Consider the following 18,872-nt stretch of genomic DNA (forward strand, 5'->3'; position numbering starts at 1 on the left):
AGAAACCGAGTGGTGTCAGCCGGAGACCACAGGGGTGGAAACGATGAACTCCTGAATGCGGGCAGTGCCCGGCGCCATGACAGTCATCAATGTCCTCACCTCCTGCTTCGGGTCTCGCCGAACCGATGTCGACGGGCAGAACCATAGACCCGCCCCCGGCCGGCGCGCCAGTGAATTACCGGCCGTCCGCACTCAGGCCGCTTTCGGGGACCGCCGGGTCACTGTCCACTCCAGAAGCTGGTCCGCCGTCCAGGCGTTGACGACCCGTCCAGCCGGTACGCCGCACTCCTCCGCGCGTTCGCAGCCGATGATCTGCCAGTCCAGCTGGCCGGGGGCGTGCGCGTCGGTGTCGACGGCGAAGAGGACGCCCGCGTCGAGGGCGTGCCTCAGCAGCCGGCGGGGCGGGTCGCGGCGTTCGGGGCGGCTGTTGATCTCCACGGCGGTGCCGTGCTCGGCGCAGGCGGCGAACACCTGGTCGGCGTCGAACTGCGACTCGGGCCGCTTTCCCCGGCCGCCGGTGACCAGCCGCCCGGTGCAGTGGCCGAGCACGTCGGTGAGCGGGTTCTCGATGGCGCGGAGCATTCGCCGGGTCATCGCGGCGGAGTCCATGCGGAGCTTGGAGTGGACGGAGGCGACGACGAGGTCGAGCCGGTCCAGCAGCTCGGGTTCCTGGTCGAGTGAGCCGTCGGGGAGGATGTCGCACTCGATGCCGGTGAGCAGCCGGAAGGGCGCCCACTGCTCGTTGAGCTCCGCCACGAGGTCGAGTTGGGCGCGCAGTCGCTCCGCGGTCAGCCCGCGGGCGACGGTGAGGGTCGGCGAGTGGTCGGTGAGGACGGCCCACTCGTGGCCGATCGCGGCGGCGGTGCGGCCCATCTCGTCGATGGGGCTGCCGCCGTCGGACCAGTCGGAGTGCAGGTGGCAGTCGCCGCGGAGGGCCGCGCGCAGTGCGCTGCCGCCGCCGGCGAGCGGCTTGCCGGCCTCCTCCTCGAGCCGCCGCAGACACGCGGGGGTGCCGCCGGCGAGGGCCTCCTCGATCACCCGGGCGGTCTTGGGGCCGATGCCCTTCATCCTGACGAGCGTCCCGGCGGCGGCCCGGTCGGCGATCTCCTGTCGCTCGAGACCCGCGAGCGCCGCGGCCGCGGTTCTGAAGGCCCGTACGCGATAGGTCTCGGCCAGCGACCGCTCCAGGAGGAACGCGATCCGGTCCAGCGCCTCCACCGGTTCCATCGTCACCTTCCTGGCCCTCGCCTCAGGTCACCTCGGCTCAGCCCAGTGAACACCGGTGCCGACGGGCCGTCCAACGCTGGGAGAACCCCGACTGAACCCAACCGGACCTTCCAATCAACGGTTCAAGTATTCAGCGGCCTCACATTCCATTGATCAACGACCTGGAACGTCTTTCTTCGGCCGATTCCCCGGGCTACTGAACCGCTGGTCAGCCATCGCCCACCGGTCACCGCCTGCCCACCGGGCGTCACGACACGTGACCGAAACCGTGCGCAGGACCGAGCGTTCCTCCCCATGGTGAGCAAGACTCCCGTCCGATTTCCGAAACACCGATCCAGGGGAGTGTTCGAAATGCGGTACATCGCCAGAGGACTCGCAGTCGCGGCCACCACCACGCTGGCCCTCGTCGCGGCACCCGCCGCCGTCGGCAGCGCGGGCGCCGCGACGAGCGGCGCGGAGAGCCTCTACGCACCGTCGGCCCTCGCGCTGACGGTCACGGCAGGGGACGACGCGGCCACCGGTACGGTCCTGCGCGCGGTGACCCTGGGCTGCACGCCCACGGCCACGGGAACCCATCCCGACCCGGAGGCGGCCTGTGCGGAACTGCGCGCCGCCGACGGCCGCTTCGACGCCGTCACCACGCGCGACTCGGGGGTCATGTGCACCAAGGAGTGGGAGCCGGTGACGGTCACCGCGGACGGCGTGTGGAACGGCAAGCGCGTCCGCTACAGCCACACGTTCGGCAACGCGTGCGTCCAGGGCAGCAGCAGCGGCACGGTCTTCGCCTTCTGAGACGCGCAGGCGGGCGGCCGCGGGAAGAACCCGCGACCGCCCGCCTGCCGGGCGCTGCCCGCCCGCTGCGCTCAGGCGCCCGGCGGCATCCGTGAGGGGCGGCCGGCGCCCCTGGTCAGGATGTAGCCGCCCACACCGGCGAGGGCGGCGAGCAGCCCTCCGACGCCGGTCCACACCCAGCGGTCGGACCACCGGCCGGAGGACCAGTCCAGGACCGCTTCCTCCTCGTTCCGCCGCTCTTCGGCGGAGACGCCCGGCACCAGCGGCTCGGCGAGCGCGCCGTCGACCGCGTACGCGCCGCCGGCGTCCTTCGACACCGCCTCGACCTCGGCCGCCACCGGCAGGCCGAGATCCTCCTCCGGGAGACCGGTCACCGTCAGGCGCACGTAGTAGCTGCCGGGCAGCGGGTCGTTCGACCACGGCTCGGCGAGCGAACGCACGGGCCGCAGGGTGCACGACAGCTCCACGGAGGCGGCGTCGGCGGCCGCCGTCCGGGCCTGCATGCCGTACATGCACGCCTGGCGGCGGCGGAGCCCGTCGTAGACGTCGATCCGCCACGTCGAGGCGCCGTGCCGCTGCGCCGACTCGGGCAGCGTGACCCGGGCCCGCACCGTGGGCCGCTGCTCGGCGTCGGCGGGGAACACCCAGTACAGGTAGTCACCGCTGGACGCGTTCGCCGTGGCCTTCTGGTCCTGCTCGATCGGGGTGGCCGTACGGAAGGTGGTGCCGGCCTCCGTGGGGGCGCTCTCGTCCCCGCTCGGGCTCGGCGACGGGTCGTCCGCGAGGGCGGCGCCCACCGGGCCGAGCAGCGCGGCGGCGGTCAGCGCCGCGGCCGTCAGTACGCGTACGACACGCATCAGTTGGTCCTCCATACGGCGACACGCCAGCGTGAAACCCAGCCCCAGAGCAGCCCGGCCACGAAGCCGGTGAGCACCAGGAAGCCCAGCAGCCACCAGCCGCGGCCGAGGCCGAACGCGGCCACGTCCGAGGCCTCCTCGGGTGCGCCGACCAGGTCGACGGTGAGTTCGACGGGCATGCCGGGCTCGGTCTTGACGGCCGGCGGCGCGGAGAACGAGTTGCTCACCTGCAGGCACACCGTCTCCGCGGCCGGCCTGACGGCATCGGCGTCCTCGAGCTCCGGCTTCGGGTAGCGCAGACCGGTCGAGACGAGGTCGGTGCGGCCGTCGCCGGCCTCAGAGCCCCGTACGATCTCCCGGCCGTGGACGGTGACGGCACGCAGCAGCACGCCGTAGTCCTTGTTCACCGCGCGGTCGGCGCCGATGCTCACCGAGGCGCGCAGCTCCTGACCGGGCAGCACGTCGACCCGGTACCAGCGGTGCTCGCCGAACTTCTCCCGGTCCGTGTAGAGCCCCGGCTCCAGCCGCGGCGCGTCGGCGCACTGCCCGGCGCCCTGTGTGGCCACGGGCGTGACCACCGGGTCCGCGGCGCGGTCCACCAACTGGCTCACCCGGTCGGAGAGTTCGTCCGTGTGCTGCACCGAGGTGTACGTACCGCCGGTCGCCTCCGCGATGCACCTCAGCTGCGCACGGGTCTTGGCGTCGGGCACCAGGCCGAGCGTGTCGATGACGAGGTGGATGCCCTTCGCCGCGATCTCCCGCGCGATCTCGCACGGGTCGAGGGGCGCGCAGGTGTCCTCGCCGTCGGTGATCAGCACGATCCTGCGGGTCGCGTCACCGCCGTCCAGGTCCTCCGCCGCGCCCAGCAGCGCCGGGCCGATCGGCGTCCAGCCCGTCGGCGCCAGCGTGGCGACGGCCGTCTTCGCCTCCGTACGGTCCAACGGCCCCACCGGGTAGAGCTGGCGGGTGTCCTTGCAGCCGCGCTTGCGGTCCTCGCCGGGGTAGTCGGCGCCGAGCGTCCGGATGCCGAGCCGCACCTCCTCCGGCACGGCGTCCAGTACCTCGTTGAACGCCTGCTTCGCGGCGGCCATCCGGCTCTTGCCGTCGATGTCGCGGGTCCGCATCGAGCCGCTGACGTCCAGCACGAGCTCGACCTTGGGGGCTTCCTTGGTCGCCGGTTCGTCGGCGACGGCGGGGGCCGGGGCGAGCCCGGCGATCAGCACGGCGAGCACGGCGAGGGCGCCGGCCGCCGGCCATCTTCTTATGATCATCGGCGGATCGTATTGGCGATCCCCCACGTATCCAAACCGAGCCCCGAACCCCCGCCCCCCGGGCCGGGGTTACGCCTCGGGGCGGGCTCGGCCCGCGCGCGGCGTCGGGCGCCGCTCCAGCGGAGAGCGCTGTTCTTACAAAGCAGATGTCGGCGGATCGAAACCGTTCGCGCCCACCAGTGAACAACTGCTGGTGACAGCTGGGTTCGGCTCTCCGGTCGTGATCGACCGGAGGGGCCGTTTCCCCACGGGAGGGCGTATTCCGCTCACCCGTCTGCGGGACCGAATCAGAGCGCAGCGGATGTACGGACGTTGGTGGTCGGCAGCGGACATCCGGGCGCACTTACCAGGCAGATGCCGAACGGTACGAAGCTCCAAGCCCCGGGGGCCGGCGTCAACGGGGCGGCTACCGACGTCCGGGGGGCCGCTCCGGCCTGTGGTTCGTGATGATCCGTGAGGCAGAGTGGGGGCATGCCTGCCTACGAGACGATGCCCTTCCACCTGGAGACCGAGCGGCTGATACTGCGGCCCTGGGTCGAGTCGGACGCCGCCAAGTTCTCCGCCCTGCTCTCCGAACGCGGCGACGGGACACCCACGGTTGAGCACATCCGGACGGCCATCGCAAAGCTGCTCACCGCGACGGCGACGACGGGGATCGCCCTGCTGCCCATACAGCGCCGGGACGAAGGGGACTTCATCGGGTACTGCGGGTTGATCATCGGCCGCTCCACCCTGGAAGAGCCCGAGATCGCGTACGAGTTGTTCCAGCGCGTGCATGGGCGTGGCTACGCCACCGAGGCGGCCCGTGCGGTGCTCGATGCCGCTGTGGTGACCGGGCGGAAACGGCTCTGGTCGACCGTCGCCACGTGGAACGCACCGTCGCTCCGGGTCCTGGAGAAGCTCGGGTTCGAGCGGGATCACGTGACCATGGAGGACAACGGGGAAGTCGTCTGGCTCACCCGCACGTTGCCCTGACGCGGGGTCGTGGGCGGGGGGTGTCCGGAAGCCGCCCCCCCGGCCCGGTCAGGGCGTGGTCGCCGACGCGCGGGTCGTGTCCGGGGACGGAGGGGACGGCGGGGACGCGGGGGACGGTGCGTTGCGGCGGAGGAGGCGGCGGGCCAGGGGTTCCGTGAAGCGGGCCGTCAGCGGGCCGACGATGACCAGGATCAGGACGTACGCCGTCGCCAGCGGCCCGATCCGCGGTTCGACGCCCACCGCGAGGCCCGCGATGACGATGGAGAACTCGCCGCGGGCGACGAGCGCCCCGCCCGCCCGCAGGCGTCCGCGGGGGCCGATGCCCGCGCGGCCGGCCGCGTACCACCCCGTGGCGATCTTCGTCAGCGCGGTGACGAACGCGAGGATCAGCGCCGGCACGATGACCGGCGGAATGGCCGCGGGGTCGGTCGACAGACCGAAGAAGACGAAGAAGACCGCGGCGAACAGGTCACGCAGCGGCGCAAGCAGATTGTGCGCGCCCTCGGCGACCTCGCCGGAGAGCGCGATGCCCACGAGGAACGCGCCGACGGCGGCGGACACCTGGAGTTCCTGCGCGATGCCGGCGACGAAGAGGGTGAGGCCGAGGACGACCAGGAGCAGCATCTCCGGGTTGTCGGAGGAGACGGCCCGGCTGATGAGGCGGCCGTGCCGCAGGGCGACGTACAGGACGATGCCGACGGTGCCGAGCGAGATCAGCAGGGTCAGGCTGCCGCCGGCCAGGCTCAGTCCGGCGAGCAGCGCGGTCAGCAGCGGCAGGTAGACGGCCATGGCGAGGTCCTCGATGACGAGGACGCCGAGGATGACGGGTGTCTCACGGTTGCCGAGCCGGCCGAGGTCGCCGAGGACTTTCGCGATGACGCCGGAGGAGGAGATCCAGGTGACGCCGGCGAGGGCGACCGCGGCCACCGCGCCCCAGCCGAGGAGGAGTGCCGCCACCGCGCCGGGCAGGGCGTTGAGGACGAAGTCGACGAGTCCCGACGGGTACTGCGTCTTCAGGTTGGTGACGAGCTCCGAGGCGCTGTACTCGAGCCCGAGGAGGAGCAGCAGGAGGATCACGCCGATCTCGGCGCCGGTCGCGATGAACTCCTCGCTGGCGTTCATCGGCAGCAGTCCGCCGTGGCCGAAGGCGAGCCCCGCGAGCAGGTACAGCGGGATGGGCGAGAACCCGATGCGTCCGGCGAGCCGGCCGAGCAGGCCGAGGGCGAGGATGACGGCCCCGAGTTCGATGAGCAGCGCGGTGGTGTCGTGCACGGGTCTTTATCCTCCGGTGATCAGTTCGGCAACCGCGTCGACGCCTTCACGCGTGCCGACGACGACGAGCGTGTCGCCGATGGCGAAGCGGAAGTCCGGGGCGGGCGAGGGGAACGCCGCGGTGCGACGCAGTACGGCGACGATGGACGCGCCTGTGCGGGTGCGCGCCCGGGTGTCGGCGAGGAGCCGTCCGGCGTAGGGGGACCGTTTCGTGACGGGGATCTGTTCTGTGACGAGGTCGATCTCGAGGTGCTGGGAGAGGTCGGCGACCGGGTCGGGGACGAGGAGCTTGGACAGCGCGGTCGCCTCGTGGGGGGCGAGGGCGGCGGCGTCCTTGCAGTTGTCGTCGTCCTCGGGGTCGTGGAAGGCGAGGATGCGGCGGCCGTCCTGGTGCACGACGACGGACAGATGGGCGCCGGCGCCGGTCTTGAGGTCGTACCTCGTGCCGACTCCCGGCAGGGTCGCTTTGCTGACGTGGGCGGTGGGTTCCATGGGGGCTCCCGTACGGCGGTCGGTCGATCGGTGGGTGCGGCGCGGGCGCGCAGGTCCGGCTCCGGCAGCCGTCGACATGCCGGCGACGGCCGCGGGAAGATTTTTTCACCACGTGCCGCACGCCGGCACCCACCGGGCCGCGGCGGGGTCGTCCGATCCACTCGGCCCGTTCCGCCCGTTCCGCCCGTTCGGCCCGGTCGGCCCGGTCGGTCGTCAGACGCCGGGAGCGGTCCGGCAGCGGTCCGCCGGGCAGCCGCAGCGGGCCGGATCCGGCACCCCGTCGCGCGCACGGGCGTCGATACGCGCGGACCTCGGAGCGGAGACCGACAGGCCGGTCCGCGGCAGGGCGGCGGACGGCCGGTGGCCGTGGCGTCCGTGTGCCATCCCCGCCCCCTCCGTCCGGCCGGCGCGCAGCACGGCGCCGGCAACCCTCCTGCCACTGACGCACATCGCGCCGCTCCAGGAGCGTTGCAATGACTCGGTAAAGAATCGTACCGCAGGCCAAATGGCCTAAATCCTACGGTTGAGGCGTCATCCGCCGGTCCGCAGATGCGGGCGCCGCCCGAGGAGTTCGGCCGCTCCCCGGCGGGTCGCGGCGACGACCACCCGGTCCTGGGCCCGCAGCACGTACCCGGGATGGAGGTCCCACACCAGGCCGGTCCCGTCGTTCTCCGGGTCGCGGCGCGAGTACGCGAGGTCCGGCGGGCGCTCGTCGGGCGCGGCGGAGTCGAGGGCCACGATCCGCCACGCGCCGGGCCGGAACGCCTCGGCGACCGTGCGTCCCTCCAGCCGCGGGTGCCCGGCCACCTCGACGGCGGCGAAGACCAGCACCTTGCGTTCGACCGGCACGGCGCCGAGGATCTGGCGCCCCATCATGGCCACGGCGAAGGCGGGCGCGGCGAGCGTGGAGACGCTGCGGCTGCGGGTCAGGGCCTCGGGGTGCGCGGCACGCAGACTGCGGTAGACCGCGGTGGCGAAGTCGTCGTCGTAGACGCGCAGGGCGACCCGGAGGTCGGGTTTGGCGGAGCGCGCGTAGAGGGCCGCTTCGAGGTTGGTGGTGTCGATGCTGGTGAGGGCGAGCAGCGCGTGGGCCCGGTGGATCTTGGCGGCCTCCAGCACGCCTTCCTCCGTGACGTCGCCCAGTACGGTCGGCACCCGCAGCCGGCGGGCGAGCGGGACACCCCGGGCGTCCGGGTCCTCCTCGACGCACACCACCGGGATGCCCAGTTCGCGCAGCCTCATCAGTACGCGGGTGCCGACCTTCCCGAGGCCCAGCAGCACGACGTGGCCGGAGAGTCCGCGCGGCGGCCGGCGCAGGGCGGAGGCGCTGCGGAAGGTGCCGAGGGCCTCCAGCACGGCGGCGACGGTCAGCGGCAGCAGGAGCAGTCCGACCACGCCGGTGAGCAGTTGCAGGATCTGCCGGTCGGCGTCCGCGCCGACGGCGGGGTCGCCGATGCCGAACAGGTCGAGCAGGATCAGGTACATGGCGTGCAGGGCGGTGTCGCCGGTGGCCACGGCGGAGACGACGGCCAGGGCGACGACGGTGGCGCCGAGGGCGGCGAGCGACCAGCGCAGCCGCCGGGAGAACAGCTGCTTCAGCGGGGCGCCCCGGCCGGCGAGCCGGGCCTGACCGCCGTCGGCCGGGCTGTGGGAGATCGCTTCGAGGACGATGGTGCCGCGGCCGGTGGCCTCCGCGACGCTGCGGTCGTCAGGGAGCAGGCGTGGCCCTTCCTGGCCGCTTCTGTCGGAACCCTCGGCGCCGGCCGGGTCGTTGGTGGTGGACGACAGCAGGGCGAGGGTGCACAGTCCCGGGTCGGCGATCTCGCCGCGGGCCGGCGGGGTGCGTTCGACGGCCCGCAGCAGCAGGCCGTCGGCCTGTACGACCTTGCTGGTGCCGGCCACGGCGGTGGCGGCGAGCGCGGGCGCGGCGGTGTCGGCGTCCGACAGGACGGTGGTGGAGGCGTCCAGCGTCGCAGTGTCCAGGCCGGGGTCCGCCAGCGCGGCGGCCTGGTCGAGGAGTTCCTCGAGATGCTGGCCGAGCTTGCGGTTGTAGAGGCGGATCACCAGCCGCAGGTGCGGATTGTGCCTGCGGGCGGCCAGCGCGGCCCGGATGTTGGTCTCGTCGTCGTCGTACACCAGCGCCAGCGCGGCGGCGTGGCCGACACCGGCCTCGATCAGTGTGTCCTCGCCGAATTCGAGGACTTCGACGACCCGGGGGAGAGCGGGCGGCGGGGTGTCGCCGGGGTTGACGGGCGCGGCGACGGCACGTGTCATCACGGCGGACATCCGGCCGAACAGCGCGGAGGCCCGCACCCGGCCCGCCGGCTGCGTCTCCGAGCTGCGGGCCGCCGGCGCGGCGGGGACGACGAGCGTGATCCGCTCGCCGTAGACCTCCCGCAGTTCGGTGGCCAGCCGGTGGGCCAGGGCGTCGTCGCCGCACACGATCATATGACCGCCGGCGGTGGGGGGTTGGGCCTGGTGAGGCAGTGAGGAGGACACGCCCCTAGGGTGCCCTGCCCGGTCCGCCGGATACCCCCCGGGGCCTGCGGCGATGCCGGTCGCGCCGTCGTCCGCGCGCGCCCGGCCCGGCGGTTACGCGGCGGCCGCCTCCAGCTCCCCGGCGACGGCGCCGAAGAAGCGCGCATGGGCGCGGGCGCTGGGCGGGGTCTCCGGGTTCCACGGCAGGAGCCGCGCCCCGGCCGCGATGGCCTCCCAGTCCGGCACACCGCCCAGTTGGGCGACGGGGTGTGCGTTGGACCGTACGTCCGCGAGGACGATGTGCGGTTCCAGCCGCCGGGCGGCGGCCCAGTCGGTGGTGGACCAGTTCGCTCCGGGGCCCGGTTCCGGTTCCACCAGGCCGACTCCGTGCTCCGACAGCGCCCTGAGGTCCGGCCAGGCGCCGGGCCTGGCGAGATGGACGCTGCCGGGGCCCGCGGGCGACAGTGCCAGGACCCGCACACCTGCGGCCGCCCGGGCCGCCTCGCGCAGCCGGGCGCGTGCGGCGGCCAGGTCGGCGGCGGCCGACGGCCCCGGGTCCGCCCCGAGGGAGTGCGCGAGCTCCCCGACCCGGTCGCGGATCGCGTCGAACGAGCGGCCCTGGCCCACGTCGATCACCACCACGGGGACGCGTTCCTCGAGGTGCTTGGCCGTGTCCGGCTCCAGGCCGTAGATCTGGTCGGAGCCGTACGTCACGGCCACCACCAGCTCTGGTCCGGCCGCCAGCACGGCGCCGGCGTCGACTCCGGACCCCGACCCCAGGTACGGGACGCCGTCCAGCGGCAGGTCGCCGGCCTTGGCCGGATCGGGGCCGGCGCCGTCGTGGGCGGAGCCGAACAGCCCGGCCGGCAGCAGCCCGTGGTCGTACAGCGCGGCCCCCGCCTGTATGTAGGCGACCAGCCGGCCCGGTATGTGCGGCGCGGAGGCCAGCCGGCCGCGGTCGTCGAGGAATTCCCACTGTGTCCGTTGCGCCATGCGGCACGCCCCCCACATCGAGCAGTCTTCGGCCCTGTCCGGCCCGTCCCCGACCGTGTGACTGCCCAGCCGCACGGCGGCTCACGCCTCACGGCCGCGGCGGTTTCGCCCGCGCTCCGGTCGGTGTGGGACAGCGGCCGCCGGTCGGTGCGGGACCGTGCCCGGCCGGTCACTGCAGTGCGGCGGCCGCGGGCAGGGACACCTCGAAGCGGCAGCCGCCCGTCACGTTGCTCACCTCGGCGCGGCCGGCGTGGGCCTCCACGATGCCGCGGACGATCGCCAGGCCCAGGCCCGCCCCGGCCGGCGGCGTACGCGCCTGGGAGCCGCGCCAGCCCGTGTCGAACACCCGGGGCAGGTCGTCCTCGGGGATGCCGCCGCAGCCGTCGGTGACGGACAGGACGACCCAGCCCTCGCGCCGCTCGGTGGCCACGGCGACGGTCCCGTCGGCCGGGGTCCGGCGGATCGCGTTCACCAGCAGGTTGGCGAGGACCCGGGTCATCTCCTTGCCGTCCACCTCGACCGGCACCGGCTCCACGCCCTCGCCGACGAGACGCACCCCGTGCTCGCGGGCGAGCGGGTCCGCGCCCGCCAGGGCCTCCCCCACCAGGTCGTAGACCGACATCCGGGTCGGGGACAGCGCGAGCGCGCCCGCGTGGATACGGGAGAGCTCGAAGAGGTCGCCGACCATCGAGTTGAGCCGGTCGACCTCGGTGCGGATCTGTCGGAAGTAGCGCTCGGGGTCCTGGACGACACCGTCCTCCAGCGCCTCCGACATGGCACGCAGACCGGCGAGCGGGGTACGCAGATCGTGCGAGATCCAGGCGACCAGCTCGCGCCGGGACGTCTCCAGGGCGCGCTCGCGCTCCCGGGACGCCGCGAGCCGGTCGCTCGTCGCCGCGAGTTCCCTGCTGAGGGCGTCCAGTTCGGCGGTGGAGACGCCGCCGGGCGCGGCGAAGGCCCCGCCGTCGCCGAACGAGCGTGCCGCCAGGGTCAGTTCCCGGCTGCGGGCGACCACCCAGCGGCCGAGCAGCAGCGCCGTCGCGAGCGACACGACGGACGCCATCGCCACGACCATGGTGACGACGGTCAGGTCGTGGGGCGAGAGGAACATCGCCTGCGCGACCGCCAGGGTGCCGCCGAGCATCGCGGTGACGGTCACGGCCGCGACCACCGTCAGTGAGACGGTGACCGAACGGTGCCGCAGCACCCGCAGCACGAGGGCGCCGACGGCGCCGGCCGCCGCGGCGCCGGAGAGGGCGTACGCGGCGATGAGGAGCATGTCCCGCACGGTGATCAGCCCTCTTCCGGGACGTCGAAGCGGTAACCGACGCCCCACACCGTCTGGATGAGTTTCGGCTGCCCCGGGTCGTCCTCGATCTTGCCGCGCAGCCGGCGCACATGGACGGTCACGGTCGACAGATCGCCGAACTCCCAGCCCCACACCTCCTGCATCAACCGCTCCCTGCCGATCGCCTGGCCCGGGTGCCGCATCAGATGGGCGAGCAGATCGAACTCCCGGAGCGTCAGGGCCAGTTCGCGCCCGTCCTTCACCGCTCGCCGGGCCGCCGGGTCCAGTACGATCCCGGCGGCCGCCAACTCCGGTCCGGCGCGCCGCTCCCCCGCCGCTGCGCCGCCCCGGCGCAGGACCGACTCCACCCGCAGCACCAGCTCCCGCGGGCTGAACGGCTTGGTCACGTAGTCGTCCGCGCCCACCTCCAGCCCGAGGATGCGGTCGTCCTCGTCACCACGGGCCGTCAGCATGATCACCGGTACCGGCCGCGCCTCGCCGGCCCGCAGCCTGCGGCACACCTCCAGGCCGTCCATGCCGGGCAGCATCAGGTCGAGAACAACCAGGTCGGGGCGGCGTCCGGCGGCGAGCCTGAGCGCCTGGGGGCCGTCCGCGGCCCGGTCCACGACGAAACCGGCGCGCTCGAGATAGCCGGTGACGACCTCGGAGACCGTCGGATCGTCGTCCACGACGAGAATGCTGTGCATACCGCCAGTGTCCCCGCACGGCGCGCGGCGCGGTGGAGAGGGTCGCCTTACGAATCCGTGACGTCCGGCCCACCGTCCGGTCCGGGTCCGGGTCCGGTCCGGGTCCGGGTCCGGTCCGGGTCAGGTCGACGTCCGATTCGTTCAAGACCGCGGGCCCGGCGCCGTCCTACGTTGGGGCCATGACTCCACGATTCGACGCGGTCGGCCTGGTCGTCAGCGACATGGCCGCCTCACTCGCCTTCTACCGCCGCCTCGGGCTGGACATCCCCGCCGAGGCGGACTCCGCACCGCACGCGGAGGCCGAGCTCCCCGGCGGGCTGCGCCTGCTGTTCGACACCGAGGAGACGGTCCGCTCCTACGACCCCGGCTGGACCCGGCCCACCGGCGGCGAACGCATGGGTCCGGCGTTCCTCTGCGACAGCCCGGCCGAGGTCGACGCGCTCCACGACGAGCTCGTCGCCGCCGGCCACCGCAGCCATCTGAAGCCGTAGGACGCCGTGTGGGGCCAGCGTTACGCGGTCGTGCTCGACCCCGACGGGCTCGGCGTCTCCCTCTTCGCCGACGCGGCGTAGGCGCCGAGGGTCGTCCCGGCCAGTGCGCGCATCTCCCGGGCGAGGTGCGCCTGGTCGGCGCAGCCCGCGGCGAGCGCGGCGTCCCCGAACGGGACACCGCGGCGCACCAGCGTCAGCGCGCGCTGCAGCCGCAGGATGCGGGCCAGCGTCTTGGGGCCGTAGCCGAACGCGTCCAGCGACCGCCGGTGCAGCTGCCGGGCGCTGAGCGCGGCGGCGTCGGCGGCCCCGGCGACGGTGCCGCCGGCGTCCAGATGCCGTACGACGGCGGCCGTCAGCGGGTCCGGCGGCCCCGTCCGCTCCAGGGCGATCGCCTCCAGCGCGGCGGCCTCGTCGCCGGCCTCGCCGAGCCGCTCTTCGAACCTGCGGGCCGGTCCCGCGCCCCACAGGTCCGACAGCTCGACGCGCCGGTCGCGCAGCTCGTACGCCGGTACGCCGAGCAACCCGGGCGCGGTCCCCGGCGCGAACCGGACACCCGTCCACGCGGCCGCGCCGCCGGGCGGGTGGGCGCGGGTGTCGGGCCCGGCGACGATCAGCCGCCCCTGGGACCAGAGCAGGTCCATGCAGCCGTCGGGCAGCACGGGGCGCGTCGTTCCGGTCCCGACGGCGCGGGTCCAGACGACGGCGCCGGGGACTCGGGACGGGCGCTCCTCGTACACGCCTCCGAGGCTACGACGGCGGGCGCGACGCCGTTTCCGGGTGCGGGGTCGGCCGGTCCCGTCGGGGCGCTGCCCCGAGCCCCGCGCCTCAAACGCCGGCGAGGCTTGATGTGCCCGGCGGGCTGGATTGCCGCGCAGCGGTATTTCCAGCCCGGCCGGCGATTGAGGCCACCGCGCGGAGCACGGTACCGGGCCCGGGCGGAGCCCGGTTCGGGAAGGGGCGGGTAGGGGAACGCCCCGCGCAGCGGCCCTCGCCCCACCCCCTTACTCCCGCCCGTTCTCGCGCCCGTTCTCGCGCCCGTTCTCGCGCCCGTTCTCGCGCGTCGTGTGCAGCCGCGCCCGTACGTCGTCCACCGGCAGGAACTTGGACCAGCGTTCCGGGAACTCGGACGGCATGTCACCGCCGCCCTCCTCGTCGTCCGCGTCGGTGTCGCCGTACATCTCCGCCGCCCGCGCCCGCGCGAGGAGCTGAGCGGCGTCCGCGGCGCGGGCGCGTTCGTTCGCGGCGCGGGCCGCGGCCGTGGCGGCCGCAGGCCAGACGCGGTCGATCGCCGCGTTGACCGCGGCGCCGACGAGGACGGCGAAGGCGGAGATGCCGATCCAGAGCAGGAAGGCGATGGGCGCGGCGAGGGAGCCGTAGATCGTGGGGCCCTCGACCGTGTTGGTCAGGTAGATGCGCAGCAGGAAGCTGCCGAGGATCCACATGCCGAGCGCCACGAGCGCGCCGGGCACGTCCTCCACCCAGGGCGAGCGCACGGGCACGGACACGTGGTACAGCGTCGTCAGGAAGGCGATGGAGAGCAGGATGACGACCGGCCAGTACAGGACGCGGACCACTTCCGTGCCGAAGGGCAGGAGCTCCACGACCCGGTCGGGGCCGACGACGGCGAGCGGCAGCACGACCGCGCCGATCAGCAGGGCCACGAGGTAGAGCAGGAAGGCGAGGAGCCGGGTGGCGACGATGCCGCGGTGCCCGTCGAGCCCGTACATGACGGTGATGGTGTCGATGAAGACGTTGACGGCGCGGGAGCCGGACCACAGGGCGATGGCGAAGCCGATGGAGATGATGTCGGGCCGGCCGCCCTGGGTGACGTCCTCCAGCAGCGGCTTGGCGATGTCGTCGACGCCGCGGTCGGACAGCACGGTGCCGACGGCGGTGAGGATGTTCTCCTCGATGGAGGCGACGGTGGTGGTGCTGGTCCAGTCGTCGATGTAGCCGAGCAGGCCGATCAGACCGAGCATCAGCGGCGGCACGGACAGCAGGGTGAAGAACGCCGCCTCCGCCGCGAGGCCGAGGATGCGGTACTCGATGCCCGAGTTGACGGTGTCCTTCAGCAGCAGCCACGCCATCTTCCGCTTCGAGACGTTGCGGTAGAGGACTCGGGCCCGGTGGAGCCGGCCCGTGGGCCGCTCGGGTGTTTCGTTTGCTGCCTGCACGTCTTTACCGTATCGGCATGGCACCGAGCACCCACACAGTGACCAACCAGGCCCCGCCCCTGGTGGGGTACGACGTCTTCACCGCGGACCGTGCGCTGCGCGAGGCGGTGGACCGGCATGTCGCCCCGGAGGTCCGCGACGAGGCGCGCGGGGAGCTCTCCCGGCTCGGCCGGACGGCGGGCTCCGCGCAGGCGCAGGAGTGGGGCGCGCAGGCGAACGACTTCCCGCCGCGGCTGCGCACGCACGACCGGTACGGGAACCGGATCGACGAGGTGGACTTCCATCCCGCCTGGCACCGGCTGCTGGGCCACGCCGTCTCCGCGGGTCTGGTGAACGCGTGGGGCAGACCGGCCGGCCATGTCCGCCGGGCGGCGGGCTTCCTCGTGTGGACGCAGGCGGAGGCCGGTCACGGCTGCCCGCTGTCGATGACGCACGCGGCGGTGCCCGCGCTGCGTACGGACCCGGCGCTCGCGGCCGAGTGGGAGCCGCGGCTGACGTCGGCGGTGTACGAGCAGGGGCTGCGCCCCGCCGGGCTGAAGGGCGGCGTCCTGTTCGGGATGGGCATGACGGAGAAGCAGGGCGGCAGCGACGTACGGTCGAACACGACCCGGGCCGAGCCGCTGGCGCAGGACGGCGAGTACGTCCTCACCGGCCACAAGTGGTTCTGCTCGGCTCCGATGAGCGACGGCTTTCTGGTCCTGGCCCAGGCCGCGGAGGGCCTGACGTGCTTCCTGGTGCCGCGGGTGCTGGAGGACGGCAGCCGGAACGTGTTCGCGGTCCAGCGGCTGAAGGACAAGCTCGGCAACCGGTCCAACGCCTCGGCGGAGGTCGAGTTCGAGGGGACGTGGGCCCGGCGGGTGGGTGCGGAGGGGCGGGGTGTCCGCACCATCATCGGGATGGTGGCGGCGACGCGTCTCGACTGCGTGCTCGGCTCCGCCGCGCTGATGCGGCAGGCGGTGGCGCGGGCGATCCATCACACGGCGTACCGCGGCGCGTTCGGCGGGCTGCTGATCGACAAGCCGCTGATGCGCAACGTGCTGGCCGATCTGGCGCTGGAGTCGGAGGCGGCGACGACGCTGGGCCTGCGGCTGGCGGCGGCGTACGACGCGGACACGGACGAGGAGCGGGCGTTCCTTCGGATCGCGGTGCCCGCGGCCAAGTACTGGGTGACGAAGCGGTGCGCCCCGGTGGTGGCGGAGGCGCTGGAGTGCCTGGGCGGCAACGGGTACGTGGAGGAGTCGGGCATGCCGCGGCTGCTGCGCGAGGCGCCGCTGAACTCGATCTGGGAGGGCTCGGGCAACGTGCAGGCGCTCGACGTGCTGCGGGCTCTGTGGGGGTCCCCCCACGCCGCGAGGCGTAGGGGGAGGGAGCCGCTGGCCCTGAACGCGTTCCTCCAGGAGGTCGGCAGGGCGCGTGGCGCCGATCACCGGCTGGACGCGGCGATCAAGGACCTGCTGACGGAGCTGGCCGACCTGGAGGGCATCGAGGCGCGGGCGCGGCGGCTCGTGGAGCGGATGGCGCTGGTGCTGCAGGGGGCGCTGCTGGTGCGGTGGGCCCCGTCGGAGGTGTCGGACGCGTTCTGCGCGTCGCGGCTCGGCGGTGACTGGGGGTCGGCGTTCGGCACGCTGCCCCACACGCTGCCGCTGGCCGCGATCGTGGAGCGTGCGCGGGCGGTCGTCTGAACGGGCCGGCCGCCCTGTGGACAGGCCGGGTGCAAACACTCCCGCGGGAACGCCGCAGGGCGCGGGCCCCGGTGGCGGCCCGCGCCCTACGGCGTTGTGTGGGTGGTGCTGCGCCGACACGGCACCACCCGCACCGGCGAACCGGTGTGCCGCCACCTTCGTACACGCGCACACCTGTTCGCGACGGTTGCAAAGGGTTGCATTGTTGTCCGGCATGAACCGACGCGCCGTGACCGGGTGGAGGGAGGATTGAGCCGGCCACCCCAGCTTGTCGGACAGCGGCGTCGCCGAGGAGGGACCCGTGAAGAACACATCGCTCGATCTGGCCAGGCTCGCGGCCATGGACACCGCGGACGCCCTGCGACTGCTGAAGGGTGTGCGGGACGCCGCCCTGTCGGGCCGCAGACCGCGGGTCGGGCCGCGGGCGGACATCGACGAGTCGTGGCAGCGCATGCTCCGGCGGGGGCTGGATCCCGAGCGGGACCGCCGAGCGGGGCTGCTGCCACTGGAGGAGATCGAGCGCCGCAGGCACACCTCGCCGTTGCTGGAGGTGCTGCCGGTGCTGCGCGAGGGTCTGGTCTCCATGGCGGACGCGGCGCAGCACATCATGGTCGTCGCGGACGCCGAGGGCCGGCTGCTGTGGCGGGAGGGCAGTTCCGCGGTCCTGCGCAAGGGCGACGCGCACGGCTTCGTGCCCGGCGCCGACTGGAAGGAGGAGTTGGTCGGGACGAACGGCATCGGCACTCCGCTGGTGTCCCGGCGCCCTGTCCAGGTCCACTCGGCCGAGCATTTCGTGTCCACGCACCACACGTGGACGTGCGCCGGCGCGCCGATCACCGATCCGCGGGACGGCCGGCTGATCGGTGTCGTCGACATCAGCGGTCCGCTGTCGACCGTGCATCCGGCGACCCTGGCGCTGGTCACCTCGGTCACCCGGCTCGCGGAGGCCGAGCTGCGAAACCGTCACCACCAGACGCTGGACGTGCTGCGCAGTGTCGCCTCGCCGCTGCTGGCGCGCATGGGCGGCCGGGCGTTGGCGGTGGACGCGAACGGCTGGCCGGCCGCGGTGACGGGCATGGCGCCGCCGCGCGGCCGGCTGTCGCTGCCGAAGCAGGTCGGGGCGGGCCGGGCGTGGCTGCCGTCGCTCGGCATGTGCACGCTCGAGCCACTGCCGGGCGGCTGGTTGATCCGGCCGGACGAGGCGTGTCCCGGCGCTCCGGTGGCGGGCCGGGTGGTGCTGGACCTGAGCGTCGCGCGCCGGCCCGTGGTCACGGTCACGGGCGGCTCGGGCAGCTGGTCGCACGAGCTGACTCCCCGCCATGCCGAACTGCTGTACGCGCTGGCGAAGTGCCGCGACGGGCGGACCGCGGCGCAGCTCGCGCAGGACGTCTTCGACGATCCGACGCGGACGGTCACGGTGCGGGCGGAGATGTCCCGGCTGCGGCGGCATCTGGCGCAGGTCCTGGCGCACCGGCCCTACCGGTTCGCGGAGGAGCTGGAGGTGGAGCTGGTCGTGCCGGAGCGCCCGGAGGATCTGCTGCCGCACTCGAACGCCCCGGCCGTGCGGCTGGGACGGGTGCCGTGATTCCCTGTCGCGCATGAGCGCCATCACTGTGACCACCTGGTCCCTGGAGCAGACCTCGGCCGCGGACCTGCGCCCCGCGGCCGACCCCGGGGACGCCGTACGGATCATGCGGGCCGAGGTGCCTTCGCCCGAGTTCAGCCGCTTCCTCTACGCCTCGGTCGGCGGCGACGTCCGCTGGACCGACCGGCTCTCCATGACGTACGCCGAGTGGCAGAAGCTGCTGGACCGGCCGGGCGTGGAGACCTGGGTCGCGTACGAGAAGGGGACGCCGGCCGGTTATGCGGAGCTGGCGGCGCAGGAGGACGGGACGGTGGAGATCGTCTACTTCGGGCTGATCCCGGCGTTCCGCGGCCGGCGGATCGGCGGTCATCTGCTGTCGGTGGGGGCGGCCCGTGCCTGGGATCTCGCCGACCGGTGGCCCGGGCTGCCACGGACGGAGCGGGTGTGGCTGCACACTTGTTCCAAGGACGGTCCGCACGCGATGGACAATTATCTGCGCCGGGGCTTCCGTCTCTTCGACACGTTGGTGGCGGAGGAGACCGAGGTCCCGCCGCCCGGCCCGTGGCCCGGCGCCGCGGTCTGAGCCGT

At 73.6% G+C, this 18,872-nt stretch carries 16 protein-coding genes, 1 tRNA gene and 1 pseudogene; 7 read left to right on the forward strand and 11 right to left on the reverse strand.

The window, feature by feature from the left end; genetic code table 11:
- Positions 1–192 precede the first annotated feature (192 nt).
- Entirely contained in the window at positions 193–1,227 is a 1,035-nt protein-coding gene (locus tag ACFYOP_RS17830; protein WP_356897491.1) for a PHP domain-containing protein, read from the reverse strand.
- Positions 1,228–1,578: 351 nt separating this feature from the next.
- On the opposite strand from ACFYOP_RS17830, the gene ACFYOP_RS17835 reads away from it, so the two are divergent.
- Positions 1,579–2,019 (forward strand): subtilase-type protease inhibitor, encoded by a 441-nt coding sequence (locus tag ACFYOP_RS17835; protein ID WP_356897490.1) that lies wholly within the window; start codon positions 1,579–1,581, stop codon positions 2,017–2,019.
- 71 nt (positions 2,020–2,090) lie between these two features.
- Here ACFYOP_RS17835 and ACFYOP_RS17840 read toward each other — a convergent pair whose 3' ends face one another.
- Together ACFYOP_RS17840 and ACFYOP_RS17845 are read right to left on the reverse strand one after the other, a co-directional pair.
- Complete coding sequence (locus ACFYOP_RS17840; RefSeq protein ID WP_356897489.1) at positions 2,091–2,876, reverse strand: hypothetical protein; 786 nt, start codon at positions 2,874–2,876, stop codon at positions 2,091–2,093.
- A complete protein-coding gene (locus tag ACFYOP_RS17845) occupies positions 2,876–4,147 on the reverse strand; it encodes a VWA domain-containing protein (RefSeq protein ID WP_356897488.1) in 1,272 nt (423 codons plus the stop codon). The genes ACFYOP_RS17840 and ACFYOP_RS17845 overlap by 1 nt, the downstream gene beginning before the upstream one ends.
- 106 nt (positions 4,148–4,253) lie before the next feature.
- Here ACFYOP_RS17845 and ACFYOP_RS17850 point away from each other — a divergent pair.
- Both ACFYOP_RS17850 and ACFYOP_RS17855 read left to right on the forward strand, forming a co-directional pair.
- A tRNA-Val gene (locus ACFYOP_RS17850) sits at positions 4,254–4,326 on the forward strand.
- Positions 4,327–4,618: 292 nt separating this feature from the next.
- Positions 4,619–5,122 carry a GNAT family N-acetyltransferase gene (locus ACFYOP_RS17855; protein ID WP_356897487.1) on the forward strand — a complete coding sequence of 168 codons (504 nt, stop codon included), beginning with the start codon at positions 4,619–4,621 and terminating at the stop codon, positions 5,120–5,122.
- 48 nt (positions 5,123–5,170) lie between these two features.
- Here the strand turns inward: ACFYOP_RS17855 and ACFYOP_RS17860 are convergent, their stop codons facing one another.
- The 6 genes from ACFYOP_RS17860 to ACFYOP_RS17885 form a co-directional block, all read right to left on the reverse strand.
- On the reverse strand, positions 5,171–6,394 hold the full coding sequence (locus ACFYOP_RS17860) for a cation:proton antiporter (RefSeq protein WP_356897486.1): 1,224 nt from the start codon (positions 6,392–6,394) through the stop codon (positions 5,171–5,173).
- Positions 6,395–6,400: 6 nt separating this feature from the next.
- A complete protein-coding gene (locus ACFYOP_RS17865; RefSeq protein WP_356897485.1) occupies positions 6,401–6,886 on the reverse strand; it encodes a TrkA C-terminal domain-containing protein in 486 nt (161 codons plus the stop codon).
- Between the two features lie 531 nt (positions 6,887–7,417).
- Complete coding sequence (locus ACFYOP_RS17870; protein WP_356897589.1) at positions 7,418–9,334, reverse strand: NAD-binding protein; 1,917 nt, start codon at positions 9,332–9,334, stop codon at positions 7,418–7,420.
- A gap of 144 nt (positions 9,335–9,478) precedes the next feature.
- A complete protein-coding gene (locus ACFYOP_RS17875; RefSeq protein WP_356897484.1) occupies positions 9,479–10,357 on the reverse strand; it encodes an ABC transporter substrate-binding protein in 879 nt (292 codons plus the stop codon).
- A 169-nt stretch (positions 10,358–10,526) separates the two neighbouring features.
- Positions 10,527–11,645, reverse strand: coding sequence for a HAMP domain-containing sensor histidine kinase (locus ACFYOP_RS17880; RefSeq protein WP_356897483.1), 1,119 nt, complete (start codon positions 11,643–11,645; stop codon positions 10,527–10,529).
- A 5-nt stretch (positions 11,646–11,650) separates the two neighbouring features.
- Positions 11,651–12,352, reverse strand: a complete 702-nt coding sequence (locus tag ACFYOP_RS17885; RefSeq protein WP_356897482.1) for a response regulator transcription factor — start codon at positions 12,350–12,352, stop codon at positions 11,651–11,653.
- Between the two features lie 179 nt (positions 12,353–12,531).
- Here ACFYOP_RS17885 and ACFYOP_RS17890 point away from each other — a divergent pair.
- Positions 12,532–12,924: pseudogene (locus tag ACFYOP_RS17890) on the forward strand (VOC family protein).
- Here ACFYOP_RS17890 and ACFYOP_RS17895 read toward each other — a convergent pair.
- Positions 12,864–13,580: a helix-turn-helix domain-containing protein gene (locus ACFYOP_RS17895; RefSeq protein WP_356897481.1), complete on the reverse strand. Its 717-nt coding sequence runs from the start codon at positions 13,578–13,580 to the stop codon at positions 12,864–12,866. The pseudogene ACFYOP_RS17890 and the gene ACFYOP_RS17895 overlap by 61 nt on opposite strands.
- Positions 13,581–13,844: 264 nt before the next feature.
- Positions 13,845–15,017 (reverse strand): YihY/virulence factor BrkB family protein, encoded by a 1,173-nt coding sequence (locus tag ACFYOP_RS17900; protein WP_356897480.1) that lies wholly within the window; start codon positions 15,015–15,017, stop codon positions 13,845–13,847.
- Positions 15,018–15,034: 17 nt separating this feature from the next.
- Between ACFYOP_RS17900 and ACFYOP_RS17905 the strand changes: the two genes are divergently transcribed.
- The 3 genes from ACFYOP_RS17905 to ACFYOP_RS17915 all read left to right on the forward strand — a co-directional run bounded on the left by ACFYOP_RS17905 (position 15,035) and on the right by ACFYOP_RS17915 (position 18,867).
- Positions 15,035–16,699, forward strand: coding sequence for an acyl-CoA dehydrogenase family protein (locus tag ACFYOP_RS17905; protein WP_356897479.1), 1,665 nt, complete (start codon positions 15,035–15,037; stop codon positions 16,697–16,699).
- Between the two features lie 301 nt (positions 16,700–17,000).
- Positions 17,001–18,284, forward strand: coding sequence for a GAF domain-containing protein (locus ACFYOP_RS17910; RefSeq protein WP_356897478.1), 1,284 nt, complete (start codon positions 17,001–17,003; stop codon positions 18,282–18,284).
- Between the two features lie 13 nt (positions 18,285–18,297).
- Positions 18,298–18,867, forward strand: a complete 570-nt coding sequence (locus ACFYOP_RS17915; RefSeq protein ID WP_356897477.1) for a GNAT family N-acetyltransferase — start codon at positions 18,298–18,300, stop codon at positions 18,865–18,867.
- Positions 18,868–18,872: the final 5 nt, after the last annotated feature.

The organism is Streptomyces sp. NPDC006294, assembly GCF_042870895.1.
GTDB lineage: Bacteria > Actinomycetota > Actinomycetes > Streptomycetales > Streptomycetaceae > Streptomyces.

Excerpts from the sequence above, each read along its gene's own strand:
- ACFYOP_RS17845 (WP_356897488.1), bottom strand. The coding sequence starts at position 4,147 with ATGATCATAAGAAGATGGCCGGCGGCCGGCGCCCTCGCCGTGCTCGCC.
- ACFYOP_RS17905 (WP_356897479.1), top strand. The coding sequence starts at position 15,035 with ATGGCACCGAGCACCCACACAGTGACCAACCAGGCCCCGCCCCTGGTG.
- ACFYOP_RS17865 (WP_356897485.1), bottom strand. The coding sequence starts at position 6,886 with ATGGAACCCACCGCCCACGTCAGCAAAGCGACCCTGCCGGGAGTCGGC.
- ACFYOP_RS17870 (WP_356897589.1), bottom strand. The coding sequence starts at position 9,334 with ATGATCGTGTGCGGCGACGACGCCCTGGCCCACCGGCTGGCCACCGAA.
- ACFYOP_RS17875 (WP_356897484.1), bottom strand. The coding sequence starts at position 10,357 with ATGGCGCAACGGACACAGTGGGAATTCCTCGACGACCGCGGCCGGCTG.
- ACFYOP_RS17840 (WP_356897489.1), bottom strand. The coding sequence starts at position 2,876 with ATGCGTGTCGTACGCGTACTGACGGCCGCGGCGCTGACCGCCGCCGCG.
- ACFYOP_RS17855 (WP_356897487.1), top strand. The coding sequence starts at position 4,619 with ATGCCTGCCTACGAGACGATGCCCTTCCACCTGGAGACCGAGCGGCTG.
- ACFYOP_RS17915 (WP_356897477.1), top strand. The coding sequence starts at position 18,298 with ATGAGCGCCATCACTGTGACCACCTGGTCCCTGGAGCAGACCTCGGCC.
- ACFYOP_RS17885 (WP_356897482.1), bottom strand. The coding sequence starts at position 12,352 with ATGCACAGCATTCTCGTCGTGGACGACGATCCGACGGTCTCCGAGGTC.
- ACFYOP_RS17835 (WP_356897490.1), top strand. The coding sequence starts at position 1,579 with ATGCGGTACATCGCCAGAGGACTCGCAGTCGCGGCCACCACCACGCTG.
- ACFYOP_RS17830 (WP_356897491.1), bottom strand. The coding sequence starts at position 1,227 with ATGGAACCGGTGGAGGCGCTGGACCGGATCGCGTTCCTCCTGGAGCGG.